The 14,565-nt window shown below is 54.2% G+C and carries 16 protein-coding genes; 11 read left to right on the top strand and 5 right to left on the bottom strand.

The genetic code is table 11. The features are described 5' to 3' along the window. The first annotated feature begins 37 nt into the window (after positions 1-37). On the top strand, positions 38-1,087 hold the full coding sequence (locus tag HFD94_RS09470; RefSeq protein WP_167433067.1) for an ABC transporter substrate-binding protein: 1,050 nt from the start codon (positions 38-40) through the stop codon (positions 1,085-1,087). Beyond that, positions 1,087-1,773 (top strand): molybdate ABC transporter substrate-binding protein, encoded by a 687-nt coding sequence (locus HFD94_RS09465; RefSeq protein WP_167433066.1) that lies wholly within the window; start codon positions 1,087-1,089, stop codon positions 1,771-1,773. The genes HFD94_RS09470 and HFD94_RS09465 overlap by 1 nt, the downstream gene beginning before the upstream one ends. Before the next feature lie 70 nt (positions 1,774-1,843). Here HFD94_RS09465 and HFD94_RS09460 read toward each other — a convergent pair whose 3' ends face one another. Together HFD94_RS09460 and HFD94_RS09455 are read right to left on the bottom strand one after the other, a co-directional pair. Then, complete coding sequence (locus HFD94_RS09460) at positions 1,844-2,425, bottom strand: DJ-1/PfpI family protein (RefSeq protein ID WP_167433065.1); 582 nt, start codon at positions 2,423-2,425, stop codon at positions 1,844-1,846. Between the two features lie 151 nt (positions 2,426-2,576). Then, positions 2,577-2,960, bottom strand: coding sequence for a cupin domain-containing protein (locus tag HFD94_RS09455; protein ID WP_010247112.1), 384 nt, complete (start codon positions 2,958-2,960; stop codon positions 2,577-2,579). A 284-nt stretch (positions 2,961-3,244) separates the two neighbouring features. On the opposite strand from HFD94_RS09455, the gene HFD94_RS09450 reads away from it, so the two are divergent. Further along, positions 3,245-4,042 carry a MetQ/NlpA family ABC transporter substrate-binding protein gene (locus HFD94_RS09450; RefSeq protein WP_010247110.1) on the top strand — a complete coding sequence of 266 codons (798 nt, stop codon included), beginning with the start codon at positions 3,245-3,247 and terminating at the stop codon, positions 4,040-4,042. A 132-nt stretch (positions 4,043-4,174) separates the two neighbouring features. On the opposite strand, the gene HFD94_RS09445 is transcribed toward HFD94_RS09450, so the two are convergent. Next, positions 4,175-4,882, bottom strand: a complete 708-nt coding sequence (locus HFD94_RS09445) for a phage antirepressor KilAC domain-containing protein (RefSeq protein WP_010247108.1) — start codon at positions 4,880-4,882, stop codon at positions 4,175-4,177. A gap of 389 nt (positions 4,883-5,271) precedes the next feature. Here HFD94_RS09445 and HFD94_RS09440 point away from each other — a divergent pair, with 389 nt between their 5' ends. Together HFD94_RS09440 and HFD94_RS09435 are read left to right on the top strand one after the other, a co-directional pair. After that, positions 5,272-5,706: a 6,7-dimethyl-8-ribityllumazine synthase gene (locus tag HFD94_RS09440; protein ID WP_010247107.1), complete on the top strand. Its 435-nt coding sequence runs from the start codon at positions 5,272-5,274 to the stop codon at positions 5,704-5,706. Positions 5,707-5,761: 55 nt separating this feature from the next. Continuing rightward, the gene (locus HFD94_RS09435; RefSeq protein ID WP_167433064.1) at positions 5,762-6,235 is read left to right on the top strand and encodes a nuclear transport factor 2 family protein; all 474 of its coding nucleotides are present in this window, start codon (positions 5,762-5,764) and stop codon (positions 6,233-6,235) included. A 45-nt stretch (positions 6,236-6,280) separates the two neighbouring features. Here HFD94_RS09435 and HFD94_RS09430 read toward each other — a convergent pair whose 3' ends face one another. Continuing rightward, a complete protein-coding gene (locus HFD94_RS09430) occupies positions 6,281-6,676 on the bottom strand; it encodes a hypothetical protein (protein WP_010247102.1) in 396 nt (131 codons plus the stop codon). A gap of 361 nt (positions 6,677-7,037) precedes the next feature. Between HFD94_RS09430 and HFD94_RS09425 the strand changes: the two genes are divergently transcribed. From HFD94_RS09425 to HFD94_RS09415, 3 genes are all read left to right on the top strand, one after another. Next, on the top strand, positions 7,038-7,808 hold the full coding sequence (locus tag HFD94_RS09425; protein ID WP_167433063.1) for a MerR family transcriptional regulator: 771 nt from the start codon (positions 7,038-7,040) through the stop codon (positions 7,806-7,808). A 122-nt stretch (positions 7,809-7,930) separates the two neighbouring features. Beyond that, positions 7,931-8,320 (top strand): DUF1090 domain-containing protein, encoded by a 390-nt coding sequence (locus tag HFD94_RS09420; RefSeq protein WP_167433062.1) that lies wholly within the window; start codon positions 7,931-7,933, stop codon positions 8,318-8,320. Between the two features lie 465 nt (positions 8,321-8,785). Then, the gene (locus HFD94_RS09415) at positions 8,786-10,060 is read left to right on the top strand and encodes a Glu/Leu/Phe/Val dehydrogenase (RefSeq protein ID WP_010247095.1); all 1,275 of its coding nucleotides are present in this window, start codon (positions 8,786-8,788) and stop codon (positions 10,058-10,060) included. A 42-nt stretch (positions 10,061-10,102) separates the two neighbouring features. On the opposite strand, the gene HFD94_RS09410 is transcribed toward HFD94_RS09415, so the two are convergent. Beyond that, on the bottom strand, positions 10,103-11,272 hold the full coding sequence (locus HFD94_RS09410) for an ROK family transcriptional regulator (protein ID WP_033787030.1): 1,170 nt from the start codon (positions 11,270-11,272) through the stop codon (positions 10,103-10,105). A gap of 297 nt (positions 11,273-11,569) precedes the next feature. On the opposite strand from HFD94_RS09410, the gene HFD94_RS09405 reads away from it, so the two are divergent. From HFD94_RS09405 to HFD94_RS09395, 3 genes are read left to right on the top strand one after another with little or no spacing between them, the layout of a single operon-like run. Then, positions 11,570-12,817: an extracellular solute-binding protein gene (locus HFD94_RS09405; protein WP_167433061.1), complete on the top strand. Its 1,248-nt coding sequence runs from the start codon at positions 11,570-11,572 to the stop codon at positions 12,815-12,817. Between the two features lie 9 nt (positions 12,818-12,826). Further along, entirely contained in the window at positions 12,827-13,735 is a 909-nt protein-coding gene (locus HFD94_RS09400) for a carbohydrate ABC transporter permease (RefSeq protein ID WP_022624334.1), read from the top strand. Beyond that, positions 13,725-14,564 carry a carbohydrate ABC transporter permease gene (locus tag HFD94_RS09395; protein ID WP_022624335.1) on the top strand — a complete coding sequence of 280 codons (840 nt, stop codon included), beginning with the start codon at positions 13,725-13,727 and terminating at the stop codon, positions 14,562-14,564. The genes HFD94_RS09400 and HFD94_RS09395 overlap by 11 nt, the downstream gene beginning before the upstream one ends. Position 14,565: the final 1 nt, after the last annotated feature.

The raw sequence follows: 14,565 nt of genomic DNA, 5'->3' as shown, positions 1-14,565 counted from the left end.
ATATAATCCACTGCATAACGAATTTTGAGGATAGTTAATGAAGCGTTTCTGGCAGGCATGCACACTCGGTTTACTGATACTCCTTCCGCTCTCTTCCCAGGCATCGCGCCAGATAACCGATCAGACAGGCCGCCAGGTCACGATTCCTGACCGTGTTGATCGTATTGTGGTGCTTCAGCATCAGACGCTGAACCTGCTGGTGCAGATGAACGCGACCGATAAAATCGTTGGTGTGATGGCGAACTGGAAGCAGCAACTTGGCGACAGCTATGCCCGCCTGGTTCCTGAGCTGAACCAGAAAGCGACACTGGGGGATCTGACGCATATTGATCCCGAAAAACTGGTGGCGCTGCATCCGCAGGTGGTGTTTGTGACCAACTATGCGCCGCATGAGATGATCGACAGCATTACCGCGCTGGGCATTCCGGTGGTGGCTATCTCACTGCGTCATGACGAGCCGGGTGAAAAGGCAAAAATGAACCCCTCTATCCGCGACGAGGAAATGGCCTATGACAAAGGACTGCGTGAAGGGATTACGCTTATCGGCGAGATCATCAATAAACCGGCAGAAGCAAAAGCGCTGATTACGGCCATCGATGAGGGCCGCAAAATCGTCAGCGACCGCCTGAAGGATGTTCCGGCGGAAAAACGCATTCGCGCCTATATGGCGAACCCGGAACTGACCACCTACGGTTCAGGGAAATATACCGGCCTGATGATGCTGCATGCGGGCGCGGTCAACGTCGCCGCAGCGACCGTAAAGGGATTTAAAACCGTGTCGATGGAGCAGGTCATCGCCTGGGATCCACAGGTGATTTTTGTGCAGGACCGTTATCCCTCCGTCGTGAATGAAATCAACAGTTCACCACAGTGGCAGGCTATCGACGCGGTAAAAAATCATCGCGTCTGGCTGATGCCGGACTACGCCAAAGCCTGGGGTTATCCAATGCCGGAAGCGATGGGGATTGGCGAATTGTGGATGGCGAAAAAACTCTATCCGCAGAAATTTCAGGATGTGGACATGAATAAGCTGGCCAATAAGTGGTATCAGCGCTTCTATCGCACCGCTTATCAGGGAACAGAGTGATGCGCGTACTGGCGGCGGGCAGCCTGAAAGCCGTCTGGCCCGCCCTGATGGCGTACTTTCCTGAGCCAGTTGAAACCCGGTTTGGCCCCGCCGGTTTGCTTCGCGAACGGATTGAAGCCGGTGAGCCCTGCGATCTCTTTGCTTCAGCCAGTGAGGAGCATCCGCAAAACTTGCTGAACGCTGGGCGAGCGCTGGCAGTCATACCGTTCACGACTAATAAACTCTGCATCACGGTTCGCAGCGATCGGCTACAGGCGGGAGACAACTGGTATCAGCTACTCACCCGCGACACACTGCGGATCGCAACCTCTACACCCACAGCCGATCCCTCTGGCGACTACGCGCAGGCCCTTTTCACCCGGATGGGCAACGCTGGTGAAGCGGTGCGCCAGCGCGCAAAAGCACTGGTGGGTGGGCGTGACTCTGCACCCATTCCCGCAGGCAGGCTGGCGGCAGAATGGATTATCCTGGAGGATCAGGCGGATCTGTTTATCGGTTATGCCAGCCATCGGGCTGCCCTGAGCCAGATTGGCGGACTGACAGTCGTTGATATCCCTGCGGCTTTCAATTCTGTTGCGCGCTACGCCTGTGCAGTCATTACGCCAGAGGCGCGTCGGCTGGCGGATTTTTTAGAATCGGAGCAGGCAAAAAAGGTACTGCGGGAAGCGGGGTTTGGCGGGGAGTAAATGCCTTTTCTGTCGCGGATGACTTTGCGCCCTGTCAGCATGTCGCTTTAAGGGCGCGAAACACAGCTCATTAAAGCTTAGCGAAATCCACCTTAAGCTTGTGACTGATATGTTCAGCCTGCTCGGTAACACTATCAGCCTCGCCAGTCAGGATAAAAGCGATCGCGAAGGCGAAATCAAACGCCGCGCCCAGATCCTGTCCACTCAGCAAATTGCCATCTTTCACTACCGAGGCATTAACGTAAACGCCATCGGTAACACCTTCTGATGACGTCCCAGAACTGACATAGCGACGCCCCCTTAAAAGACCCTGTGGCGCCAGCACTCTGGCCGCTGCGGAGCAGATTGGGCAGACCAGGCGGCCCGCCTCATCATGGCGGCGAATAAAATCTATCACTGCCGCATTTGCCGCCAGATTTTTGCTGCCGTCAGGACCACCCGGCACAATCACCGCATCAAACAGCCTGTCCCGATTCGCCTCCAGCAGCTCATCGGCGACAACCTTCACATGATGATAACTGTTCACTTCGCGATAGGGCTGACAGGCCAGGGTTGTAACCTGAACGCCCAGGCGTGAGAGGATGTCGAGAGTGATAATAGCCTCAGCTTCTTCAAAGCCTGGGGCAAGCAGCAGAGCAACATTCTTATCCATGAAAATTCCTTTTTAATTGGTGTGGATGAAGCAGAGAGCGTTTAATCCTGGTCTGTGCAGGCGCACCCTTTACTGATCCGAATCAAGTCTGAGCAGGGTTTTTAAACGGCAGCGGGCGACACTACCGTGATGCGTCATGAAGTAAGTGCGTTTAAAACTCTTCCGGCTCGCCCGGCAGTGGCTCGGTCAGTTCCTGCCCTTTAACACCGGCATAGGTAATCACCAGTTCGGCTGGCTCATCCAGGGTGTAACCGCGATGCGCGCTGTTGACCGTCTCATTGAGGGCTTCACCCGCATGGAAGGTGCGCTGTTCGCCGCTCTCTTTATCCTCAACAATCAGGGTGCCGGAAAGAATAAACGCCGCATTCGGCATTGGATGGGTATGCCAGGGCAATGACGTATGGGCAGGCAGTGACAGCCGCATAACGGTCAGCTCAGGTTCGCCGGTGGGATAGGCCTCAAGAACGTCACCGTTCCAGGCCTGGCTGCTGCGCATCACTTCAACCGCGTTAATCCCGTTATCTTGCTTCGACATGGTTAATCCCTGTTAATAATCAATAGAATGCCAGTAGTGACCGATAAGTAAGCTTAGAAGAAAACTGTGTTGATGCCCGCCTGCGTTTTAATAAGCCTGTTAACAGGAATTTTCCGCCAGCGAACAGAGGGATGAAAACCGGCCATTAGCGGACTGGCTGAATTACTGATTAATTAATGTTCAATATTTGCGTTGTGGTTATAAGATATATTCCTCAGTCAGTACGCAACCTGTGAGTTCTGTATTATCTTTGAAGCCATCAACCACCTGAGGGATTTCTGATAATGAAAGGTCTGTTTACGGCATTACTCGCCAGTTCTGTTCTACTATTATCCGCCTGCTCAAAAGATGACGATAACAAAGTTAAAGTTGCGATTAATACCGGGCCTGATGAAGCAATCTGGCAGGTGGTAAAGCAGGTGGCGAAAGATAAATACAAGCTGGATGTCGAAGTGCTTAACTTCAATGACTATGTGCTGCCAAATGAAGCGCTGAATAACAAAGAAGTTGATGCTAACGCTTTCCAGAGCCTGCCTTATCTGGAATCACAGTCTAAAGAGCGCGGCTATAAGTTTGCGGTAGTGGGTAAAACGTTCGTCTTCCCGATTGCTGCCTATTCGCACAAAATCAAGAACATCAGTGAGCTGCAGAATGGTGCCACTATCACCATCTCTAACGAAGCCACCACGCTGGGACGCAGCCTGCTGCTGCTGCAGGCGCAGGGTCTGATTAAACTTAAACCGGATGTGGGTTATTTACCGACCTCACTGGATATCATCGAAAATCCAAAAAATCTGAAGCTGGTTGAAGTGGACACCCCACAGCTGACCCGCACCTTAGACGATCCCAACGTGACCCTGTCGATCATTAATACTAATTTCTCGGCTCAGGCTGGATTATCAGCGCACCGCGATGGCTTATTTATGGAAAGTGCCTCATCGCCTTACGTCAATGCGCTGGTATCACGTGAAGATAATAAAGACAGCGATAAAATTCAGAAGCTGAAGTCAGCGCTGCAGTCACCGGAGGTGGCGGCCAAAGCCGAAGAAGTTTACAAGGGTGATGCGATTAAAGGCTGGTGAGTTGCCCGATAATCGATCATTAACGATCAAAAAAGGCCGCACTCTGTTGCGGCCTTTTTTATATCTGCACTTTTACAGGCACATCTGCCAGCACTTATACATCCGCGCCAGCCCGCAAGATCAGAGGAACGGTTACGCAGCTGCGCCTTTTGGCTGAGCAGAGAGGTGCCCTGCCCACAGACTGGCGACCCATTTCACCCCTTTAGACGTAAAACGTGCCTGAGAGAAAGCGTGCTGATTTTCGCCCGTGCCGGTATGCAGCGTAAAGTAGCCGGCCTGCATATGGTAGTGCTGCGGCGTCAGGGTGCCTTTTGCGCGATACATGATGTTGCGCTCCAGCAGAAACTGGCGAAACTCCGGTTCTTTCACTTTCAGCATTTTGCAGAGCTGCCTAAAGCCCAGCGAGTCATCAACCTCAACGAAGTTATCAAAGAACGCCGCCTTGGGTGCCGAGAGAGCCAGCTGCTGCTCCGCCGCCTGACGCTGTTCAAACTGCTCAGCCCAGGCGCGAGCGGCTTCAGCCGGATTGGTAAAGTCAGGCAGATGGGTCGTCTTCTCGCGGTCCTGCCAGCGATCCAGCACTTCTGCAGTGAAGCCTGGCGACAGGCGTGCCACGGCCAGCAGCGAGTCACGCTTGCACAGACGGTACTCCTGACGCACTTCCCCTTCCCGCTCATACTCATTCACGCTGAGCGGCTGGGAGAGACGCTGAGCCGTCTCCAGACTTTTGATTAACCGCTTCACTTCTCCGTGTGTAATACCGGTCATCTGAGCCAGTTCACGACTGCTCATTGTGACCGATTGTTCCAGAGATTTGAGGCTTTCAGTTGAAATCATCATGGGTTCACCCCTCGCTAACGCTACCAATACCCGGCGGGCAGTCGATTAATTATACAAACACCTGTTCAAATATCCAGTATTTTATTTAAGCAATAACGTAACTGGAAGCTGTTACGCAAACAACAGGGTGTGAGGCGGTTTGGCGGGCTGAAGAGTGCGTGCTGAATGCCTTGCAGGAGGCGTTGCGGGCTTTTGCGGCAGCATAAGCGGGTAAGCCATCGCTAAGTTATTTACATATAATCACAATGATGGACACAGACTCTTTACATTACAGTATAGTGAAGGCTGTCAGCAGGTTACTGGCCTGCCGGGCTCACTATTTTGATTCGGGGTGCAGGGGCGAAATCTGGCCCGTTACCACTGAATGTCACCTTTTACTGGAGTAAGTCATGCAGCCGTTGAAAGTCGCCTTTATTAAAGCTAACTGGCACAGCGAAATCGTTTCTCAGGTTCTGACAGGATTCGAACAGGAACTGGAAAGCCGCGGTACCTCATATGAGATTAAGACATGGGATGTTCCGGGCGCTTTTGAAATGCCGCTGCTGGCGCAACGCCTGGCGCAGACCGGCAACTACGATGCGATTGTCTGTGCAGCACTGGTGGTGGATGGCGGCATCTATCGCCATGATTTCGTCGCGCAGGCTGTGGTAAGTGGTCTGATGCAGGCACAGCTGGCAACCAATGTGCCCGTCTTCTCGGTGTCACTCACGCCGCATAATTTCCAGCCATCGGCCGAGTTTATCGACTTCTATACTCAGCATTTCGTGAAAAAAGGTCAGGAAGCGGCGCGTGCCGTCTGCCAGATTCACGCCCTGGAACTCTGATACGACTGTAACGAATGCTGACAATGCGTTTGCCTGCGCTGTTAAGGAGAGAAAGTTGGAAAATACACGTCCGCCTCTACCGCCATTTACCCTGGCTGCACAGGCGATTGAAAAAGTCCGGCTGGCTGAGGATGGCTGGAACAGCCGGGATGCGGAGCGGGTCGCTCTGGCCTATTCAGCGGACAGCAAATGGCGCAATCGCGATACCTTTCTGACCGGCCGGGCAGAAATTATCGCCTTCCTTCAGCAAAAATGGCAGCGGGAGCAGCAGTATCGACTGATTAAAGAGTTGTGGAGTTTTGACCAGAACCGGATTGCGGTGCGGTTCGCCTATGAATGGCATGACCAGCAGCGGCAGTGGTATCGCTCATATGGCAACGAGAACTGGGCCTTTGATGAGCAGGGTTTAATGCAGCAGCGTTATGCCAGCATCAACGATCTGAAAATCAGTGAAGAACAGCGGCTGTTTCACTGGCCGCAGGGCCGACGCCCTCACGACCATCCTTCACTGAGCGAACTGGGCTTATAGCGCCAGCCCTTCCAGCGGAGAGCGCAGCTCTCCGCCGTCATCCACTCAGCCCTGCTCGTCCTTGTTCTCAACAAAGGTCGCTTTGTTGCGTGTGACCGTATAAGCCACTTTTTTAACATCTTCCGGTGACGTGGTCACTTCTACCGGTGCAATGGTCACCCGACCCATACCAAACAGAGTGGGTACATAGCCACCGACCTGGTGTTTTCCGGCCGGAACATGCAGCAGCATGCTTTCGCCGTTAGGCAATCTGCCGGCGTCTTTACCATCTACAGTCAGGAATACACTGGAGCCATCATCTGCGCGGGTCTTGATGTGTGAGACATCAATCTGCGTCGGGCCAGCAGCAAATTCATCTGGCGCATCGCTGGCGGCATGTTTTGCACAGCCAGTCAGTACAGCAGCAACCGTTACAACGGCGAGACTAAAACGATAACGCATTGGGCACTCTTTCTCCTGATCATCAGAACCCGCTATTTTAGCGATTTAGCGGGAGGATGTAAGGGGGATAAGAGTCGGCATGCTCTTAAAATAGGCTTAAAAGTACCGATTTCCCGGTATATTTGCGTAAAGAATATTTACTGAATAAATACACAGTATTTTTATTGCCTGATCGCAGCGCTTTTAACCTGCTGATCAGCATAAATTTAATCGGAGAATAACAACGAATAAGCGTAGCGTCACAGGCACATAGCGCCGATTTGCCTTAACTCTGCCTCTGTTAATTGACTGTTATAAGGTTCATAGTGGTGGTTCATCCCCGGTTAATCCCGGCGGCCTTCCCCTCTACAGAGGGCACGATATGCATTCTTATACCACCGATACTGTTTGCGCCATAACCGGCACCCATCCCGCTAACCTGAAGAGCTGGATGAAGCAGGGATTACTGACGCCGCAGCAGTATCAGGAACGCTGGAGTGATCATCACCTCAGTGAAATCCAGACCCTGGTTGGCTTAACAGCGACTGGCGCGACGCTCGACGAAATCTGGCAAGGTCAGCAGGCTGCTTCGACGGTCACCACCTATGGCTGGGCGGCGCGCAAAGGCGACCTGCTCTGGCAACTGGAATTTGGCACACCGCTGTCGCTTTCACGCCAGATGCACACGATGTCCAGCCATTATAGCGGTGATGATTTCGTCATTAATCTGCTGCGGCCGCTGAGCGCCTGGCTTTACGCCGATCTCCGTCGGGGAGCGTCACGTCGCCTCAACCGTTTTGAGCAAACCGTGCAGCAGCAGGCGGATAAAGTCATGCGCGCCTCATCGCGCAAGGAATCTTCTATTCCTCTGTTTCTGGAAGCGGTGAGCGTACTTGATAAAACCGAAATCTGGCTTGAAGCCATTCGTCTTACTGCGATGGGCTTTAATGTCGAGGTTGACTCGCGTGCAACCGGACAGCCAGCCGTTAAAACTGACCTCCATCAGCATCATGTGATGTGGTGTGGTGCCGGCATCAGCCAGCAGATGCAGGACTATTTTGAACAGCAGAGTCTGGATGGTCATCCGGTAATGCTCAGTGGACCTGATTGTAACCTGCAATTTGCCCAATCCAACGCCTCCAGCGCCGCCTGACAGCAGGCAGCGCCTTCTTTACCCCTGTTTTTCCGCGCCAGTAAATAATTTTTTTCGTTAAGAATCTCTTAAGGTGGTTCCGTATACTGGTGCCACAACCCTGACTCATTGACGAGACTAAGATGAAAAAGACCTTACTGACCTTCAGCCTTCTCCTGTTACCACTCACTTTTACTGCTGCTCACGCGGCCTCTGGCCTGACCGGTTGTGCAGCCAAAAAGCAGGAGATTGAGACCCAGCTCTCTTTTGCCCGCCAGCACAATAATACCCATCAGGTTGCCGGCCTTGAAAAAGCGCTGAGAGAAGTAAATCAGAACTGTACCGAAAGCAGTCTGCTAAAGCAGCGTCAGGAAAAAGTGGCAGAGAAAAAGTTGAAGGTACAGGAACGCGAACAGGAACTGGCTAAAGCGAAAGCAGAAGGCCGCAGCGCCAGCAAGATCCAGAAGCGCGAAGATAAACTGGCTGACGCTCGCCAGGAACTGAAAGAAGCCGAGCAGGCTCTGCATCAGTAAAACTCATTCTGGCCAGCCACTGCGCTGGCCCGTTATTCTCCCTTCCCCAGCCCTGACCCTCTCTCCTTTCTAAATACCTGATTAGCCTGCGCTATTAACGTCCAATCCATTACTTTATGTAATCCTTTGATTACTTATTCTCATGCACTTAATTGGTGCAGCAAAGTCAACATGGTTACGATCAATTATTTAACTTTTTGAACGCCCTCAAAGATTTGAAAGATAGCGATATTTCCTGTCCTATGCAGAAAATACGCACTCCACGCGCATCTTTATTCGTCTGTAAGGGGTCAGCAATACTAATCTATTCACTCACCCTGCCCCAAAACAGGGCATTACAGCGATGTGGCATGGCTGATGCCACATCTTATTTGTTTCAGGAGTGTTAGATTATGTCGGCGCAATGCAATGCGCTCTCCATCCACGGCTCCACACAATAAATAACTTCATTAAGAAAGGTTTTTTATGGATAAGTTATCTTATGCGTCTGAAAGCAGCACATCTGCCTGGTCCACCTATTTACAGCAAATCGACCGGGTTGCGCCCTATCTGGGCGATCTTTCACGTTGGATAGATACTTTGCGTCATCCAAAACGTGCGTTGATTGTTGATATTCCTCTCCAGATGGATGATGGCTCAATTCGCCATTTCGAAGGCTATCGCGTTCAGCACAACCTTTCGCGCGGCCCAGGAAAAGGCGGTATTCGCTACCATCCGGATGTCGACCTTAATGAAGTGATGGCGCTCTCCGCATGGATGACCATCAAATGTGCGGCGGTTAACCTGCCTTATGGCGGCGCTAAGGGCGGCATCCGCGTTGATCCGTTCAAACTGTCCGACGGTGAACTTGAGCGACTGACCCGCCGTTACACCAGCGAGATCGGCATCATCATCGGGCCGCAAAAAGATATTCCTGCGCCAGATGTCGGGACCAACAGCAAAGTGATGGCGTGGATGATGGATACCTACTCCATGAACCACGGCACAACGATTACCGGCGTTGTCACGGGCAAACCGATTCATCTGGGCGGTTCACTGGGGCGTGAAAAAGCCACCGGTCGCGGCGTGTTTATTACCGGACGCGAAGTGGCACGCCGTGCAGGTATTGAAATTGAAGGCGCACGCGTTGCGGTCCAGGGTTTCGGTAACGTCGGCAGCGAAGCGGCACGCCTGTTTGATGAGGCGGGTGCTCGTGTGGTAGTGATTCAGGATCACACCGCGACGCTGTTTAATGCCGATGGCATCAACATGGCTGCCCTGACCGAATGGCAGATCGCCAATAAGCAGATTGCCGGTTTCCCTGGTGCGCAGAGCATTGATAAAGAGGCGTTCTGGACCACAGGGATGGATATTCTGATCCCGGCGGCGCTGGAAGGTCAGATTACCCGCGAGCGTGCTGAAGTCCTGAGCTGCAAAATCGTGCTGGAAGGCGCAAACGGCCCGACCTATCCGGATGCCGATGACATGCTGGCCACCCGCGGCATTATCGTGGTGCCGGACGTGGTCTGTAATGCCGGTGGCGTGACCGTCAGCTACTTCGAGTGGGTTCAGGACATGGCCAGCTTCTTCTGGAGCGAAGATGAGATCAATCGTCGCTCAGACAAGATCATGACGGAAGCGATGGTACACGTCTGGGAAAAGTCGAAGGAGAAAGATTGCTCGCTGCGCACCGCGGCCTATATCGTGGCCTGTGAGCGTATTCTGATGGCGCGTAAAGATCGCGGTATCTACCCGGGTTAATGCCTGTGGCGCTGTTGCCTGCAGCAGCGCCCTTTTCCCTGCCTACTTCATCAGCACCTGAAACTTCGGATTAAATTCATCGAAAATCGGTAAAGCGGCGGCGCCGAGAGCGGCTGTATCGCTGCCGGTCATGCCAATTTTTAGTCGCATATCGTTAAGATAACGTCCGCGCACCGACTGATAAAGCGGCGGCAATCGCTGCACCATCTGCTCCAGCAACGGCGCAGGCATCATCCCGCCAATAATCACCGCCTCAGCATCAAACACCGACTCCAGAATATTGATCGCCTGACGCAACGGCGTCGTCACATTCTCAATCCATGCGGTAAAACGCGCGGGTTCAATCTGCAACAGATCTTCGGGCAGCGCCCGCATTGGATCGAGACCGCAGAATTCATAAGCGGCCTGCAGCGAGACGTAACGCTCGAGGCAGCCCTGATTTCCGCAGTAGCAGTCGCGACCGCCCGGCTCGACCACAATGTGTCCGATTTCGCCCGCATTATGAGCGTGGCCGGTATAGATATGACCATCGGTGAAGATCCCCGCGCCCAGGCCGGTGCCGATATAGAGATAGATAAAGGAGTTCAGGTGGCGCGCTGTGCCGTGAAAGCGTTCGCCTATGGCGGCGACCGTAGCATCATTTTCCAGCGTCACCGGCAGACCACTGATGGTGGCGAGTTCAGCCTCGATATCGACCTGCTCCCAGCCGTTCAGCGTAGTCGGCCCCACTGATGAAATGCCCTCCACACCAAAAGGCCCTGGCATCACCACGCCAATCCCCAGCACTTTTTGCCACTGAGTACCCAGGAAGGCGCGCATCTCCTCCAGCACGCTGGCAATGCACGCCAGGGTGGCAGCAGGCTGGGGCTTTTGCACCATAACGAGGCGGCGGAAACGCACTTCGCCGCTGAGATCGACCAGAACCAGCAGCAGCGTCTGGTGATCAAGATGGATGCCGATCGACCAGGCACTGGTGGGATTGAGCGTAACCGGAATTGAGGGCTGACCACGCCCGCTGCGGCGCGGCTGGCGGCTGGTCAGCAGTTCGGCCTGCTCCAGTTCCGCCACGATATTCGAGACGGTCTGCGGCGTCAGCGCCGTCATGCGGGCCAGTTCGGCACGGGTCAGTTCACCGTGCAGGCGAATGGCTTCAATCACCACACGTCGGTTATGCGCCCGCGCATGTTCAAGGTTGGTACCCGAGGTTTTCATGTTGTTTTCCATTTCAGCGGGACCCGACAGTATTGGTCTCCGAATGCATTCGGGCAAACAATATCTTTGATGCTGCACGCAATTCTCGCGCATCAGGATAGGCAATTTTGCCATAAAAGCGCAGTCTGAGTTTCAGCGTTGTTACGGCTTTGTTGCTATGCCCTCCGGCACTGTGGCACGCCGTTTGCTTAGATTCAGACAGGTCAGTTCACCCACTGACCAAAATTACGTCCCCGATTAAATCAATCAAATTGATTTAATTAACCGACAGCCTGTTGCTGCACAGTGGAGAAGACCATGTCACAGCGTTACACACCCCAACTAAAAGCCTGTTTTGCCGCCTTACTGATGTTAAGCGCAGGCAGCGCGGCGGCGGCCAGCCAGATCAATGCCCTGTTTATGACCCAGGCGGCTTACAGCGAAAATGATATCCGCGCGATGACGCAAAATTTTCAGAAGCAGCACCCGGATGTCAGCGTCAATCTGGAGTTTGTTCCTTATGAGGCGCTGCACGACAAGATTGTGGCGGCGCGTGGCGCGGGCGGCAATGGCTATGATGTGGTGCTGTTCGATGCCATCTGGCCAGCGGAATTCGCCCGTTTCGATCTGCTGCAGGATGTCAGCGCACGCATTACGCCAGAGGATAAAGAGAAGGTCTTCCCGGGCGCGATGAACACCGTGGTTTACAAAGGTAAAACGCTGGGTATGCCGTGGATCCTCGACACCAAATACCTTTACTACAACAAAGCGATGCTGGCTAAAGCGGGCATCACCACGCCGCCACAGACCTGGCAGCAGGTGCTGGATGACGCGAAGATCATCAAGGATAAAAAGATTGTCACCTGGCCGCTGGTCTGGAGCTGGTCCCAGGCTGAGGCGCTGGTGTGTGACTACACCACGCTTGTTTCAGGCTTTGGTGGTCAGTTCTATCAGAACGGCAAACTTAACTTCTCCAGCCCGGCTTCACTCAAGGCGCTTAACCTGATGAAAAGCTCGCTCGATGAGGGCCTGAGTAACCCGGCGTCGCGTGAATATCTGGAAGAGGATGTGCGTAAATCGTTTTCTAATGGCGATGCGGCTTTCGCGCTGAACTGGACCTACATGTACAACATGGCGAACGATCCGAAGCAGAGCAAAGTGGCGGGCGACGTTGGGATCATGCCTGCGCCCGGCGATGCGCCAGGAAAAGTGGGGGCGGTAAACGGCTCAATGGGGCTGGGAATCACCAAAGGCAGCACCCATGCCAACGAGGCGTGGCAGTACATTCAGTACATGACCTCACAGCCGGTACAGAATCAGTATGCGAAGCTCAGCCTGCCGATCTGGAAATCCTCTTATCAGGATGAAGCAGTGAAAAAGGATCAGGAGAGCCTGATTGCCGCGGCGGACAAATCGCTAAACGTGATGCTGTCACGTCCGGAGACCGCTGACTATTCCCGTCTGTCGAACCAGCTGCAACAGCAGTTACAGCAGGTGTTGCTGGGTAAAGCCCCGGCGCAGGACGCGATGGCGACGGTTGATAAAAGCGCCGCCCGGCTGCGTTAAGGAGTTATGATGCTGAGTTTGCGTCAACGCGAACAGCGTCAGGCATGGGTGCTGCTGGCACCCATGTTGCTGGTGATGCTGCTGTTAACCGCCTGGCCTCTGCTGCGTACCATCTGGCTCAGCTTTACCGATGCTGCGCTGATTGGCAGTGGTGAAACGCCTGCCTGGATTGGGCTGGAAAACTATCTCTATGCGCTTAGCGATCCCGACTTTCGGGCGTCGATCTGGCGCACACTCTATTTCACCCTTGTGTCTGTCACCGTTGAAGGGATTATCGGCGTGCTGGTGGCGCTGCTGCTGAATCAGAAATTCATCGGGCGCAACGTTTTGCGGGTGCTGGTGATTCTGCCGTGGGCGCTGCCGACCATCGTCAACGCCATGATGTGGCGGCTCAACTTCAACCCTGATTACGGCAGTATCAATGCCCTGCTCAGCCAGCTCGGTATCATTGACGGTTATCGCAGCTGGCTGGGATCGCCGGAGGCGGCGCTCAATGCGGTGATGTTTGCGGATATCTGGAAAAACTATCCGCTGGTCACCCTGCTGGTGCTGGCGGCGCTGCAGTCGATCCCCGAGGATCTGTTTGAAGCGGCACGACTGGACGGTGCCTCCGCCTGGCGGCGTTTCCGGGCGATTACCTTCCCGGCGATTGTTGCACCGCTCGGCGTCGCGCTGGTGTTACGCACCATCGATGCTTTCAAAATCTTCGACATCATCTACGTGATGACGCGCGGCGGCCCGGTGGACAGCACCAAAACCCTGAGCTTTTTCGTTTATCAGGAGTCGTTCAGCTATCTGCGTGCCGGCAGCGGTGCCGCCTACGCGATACTGATGACCCTGATGTGCGCCCTGCTGATCACGCTCTATCTGCTGATGTTATGGCATCAGCGCCGCCGGAGTACCGCTTATGAAAACTAAACTGCGACGGGTCCTGCGTTACGGGGCTGCACTGCTGGTCGCCGTCAGCATCCTGGCCCCGATGGGCTGGCTGTTTCTGATGAGCGTCAGTTCCGCCAGCGATCTCTCCCGCGTGCCGCTGGAGTGGCTGCCGCGTCAGTGGGATTTCAGCCGCTATCAGGGGCTGATTTCGCTGGCACCGAATCAGCCCGGCAACGTTTTTCTGCACGCGCTGGGTAATAGTTTGCTGGTGGCGACGGTGGCCACAGCGATCTCGCTGCTGCTGGCGATACCTGCGGCGTTCAGCTTCTCACGCTACAGTGGTCGTGATGCCTGGCTTTCCGGCGCTCTGGCAATCTATATGGTGCCGCCCGTGGCGTTTGTGCTGCCGCTCTACTTTCTGCTGCAACAACTGGGGCTGCTCAACACCCGTCCCGGCCTGGTGATGGTCTACTGCTCACTGATCCTGCCGTTTCTGACCTGGATGCTGAAGAACCAGTTCGACTCACTGCCACGTGATATCGAACAGGCAGCACGGCTTGATGGCCTGCGCTTCTGGCAGGTTCTGCTGCGCATTACGCTGCCGCTGGCAAAGCCGGTGCTGGGCGCTGCCGCGCTGTTCGGCTGGCTGCTCGCCTGGGATGAGTTTTTCTACGCGCTGCTGTTCACCAGCAATATTTCGGCACAGACCCTGCCGGTCGCCATTGCCGGTTTTACCGCAGGACGCGCGACCGATGACGGGCTGATCGCGGCAATCGGCATTCTGGCTTCGGTGCCGCCACTGTTTATTGCCATCTGGTTGCAGAAGACGCTGGTCAGCGGTCTCACCAGCGGCGGAAGTAAGGGATAAT

Source organism: Pantoea sp. EKM20T (genome assembly GCF_011800485.1).
In the GTDB taxonomy this organism is placed as follows: Bacteria; Pseudomonadota; Gammaproteobacteria; order Enterobacterales; family Enterobacteriaceae; genus Pantoea; species Pantoea agglomerans.
The sequence above is the reverse complement of the archived record's forward strand: the minus strand, read 5'-3'. Positions and strand labels throughout refer to the sequence as shown.

Excerpts from the sequence above, each read along its gene's own strand:
- HFD94_RS09445 (WP_010247108.1), bottom strand. The coding sequence starts at position 4,882 with ATGATGATTTCAACTGAAAGCCTCAAATCTCTGGAACAATCGGTCACA.
- HFD94_RS09395 (WP_022624335.1), top strand. The coding sequence starts at position 13,725 with ATGAAAACTAAACTGCGACGGGTCCTGCGTTACGGGGCTGCACTGCTG.
- HFD94_RS09440 (WP_010247107.1), top strand. The coding sequence starts at position 5,272 with ATGCAGCCGTTGAAAGTCGCCTTTATTAAAGCTAACTGGCACAGCGAA.
- HFD94_RS09400 (WP_022624334.1), top strand. The coding sequence starts at position 12,827 with ATGCTGAGTTTGCGTCAACGCGAACAGCGTCAGGCATGGGTGCTGCTG.
- HFD94_RS09455 (WP_010247112.1), bottom strand. The coding sequence starts at position 2,960 with ATGTCGAAGCAAGATAACGGGATTAACGCGGTTGAAGTGATGCGCAGC.
- HFD94_RS09450 (WP_010247110.1), top strand. The coding sequence starts at position 3,245 with ATGAAAGGTCTGTTTACGGCATTACTCGCCAGTTCTGTTCTACTATTA.
- HFD94_RS09465 (WP_167433066.1), top strand. The coding sequence starts at position 1,087 with ATGCGCGTACTGGCGGCGGGCAGCCTGAAAGCCGTCTGGCCCGCCCTG.
- HFD94_RS09460 (WP_167433065.1), bottom strand. The coding sequence starts at position 2,425 with ATGGATAAGAATGTTGCTCTGCTGCTTGCCCCAGGCTTTGAAGAAGCT.
- HFD94_RS09430 (WP_010247102.1), bottom strand. The coding sequence starts at position 6,676 with ATGCGTTATCGTTTTAGTCTCGCCGTTGTAACGGTTGCTGCTGTACTG.
- HFD94_RS09425 (WP_167433063.1), top strand. The coding sequence starts at position 7,038 with ATGCATTCTTATACCACCGATACTGTTTGCGCCATAACCGGCACCCAT.
- HFD94_RS09410 (WP_033787030.1), bottom strand. The coding sequence starts at position 11,272 with ATGAAAACCTCGGGTACCAACCTTGAACATGCGCGGGCGCATAACCGA.
- HFD94_RS09470 (WP_167433067.1), top strand. The coding sequence starts at position 38 with ATGAAGCGTTTCTGGCAGGCATGCACACTCGGTTTACTGATACTCCTT.
- HFD94_RS09415 (WP_010247095.1), top strand. The coding sequence starts at position 8,786 with ATGGATAAGTTATCTTATGCGTCTGAAAGCAGCACATCTGCCTGGTCC.
- HFD94_RS09420 (WP_167433062.1), top strand. The coding sequence starts at position 7,931 with ATGAAAAAGACCTTACTGACCTTCAGCCTTCTCCTGTTACCACTCACT.
- HFD94_RS09405 (WP_167433061.1), top strand. The coding sequence starts at position 11,570 with ATGTCACAGCGTTACACACCCCAACTAAAAGCCTGTTTTGCCGCCTTA.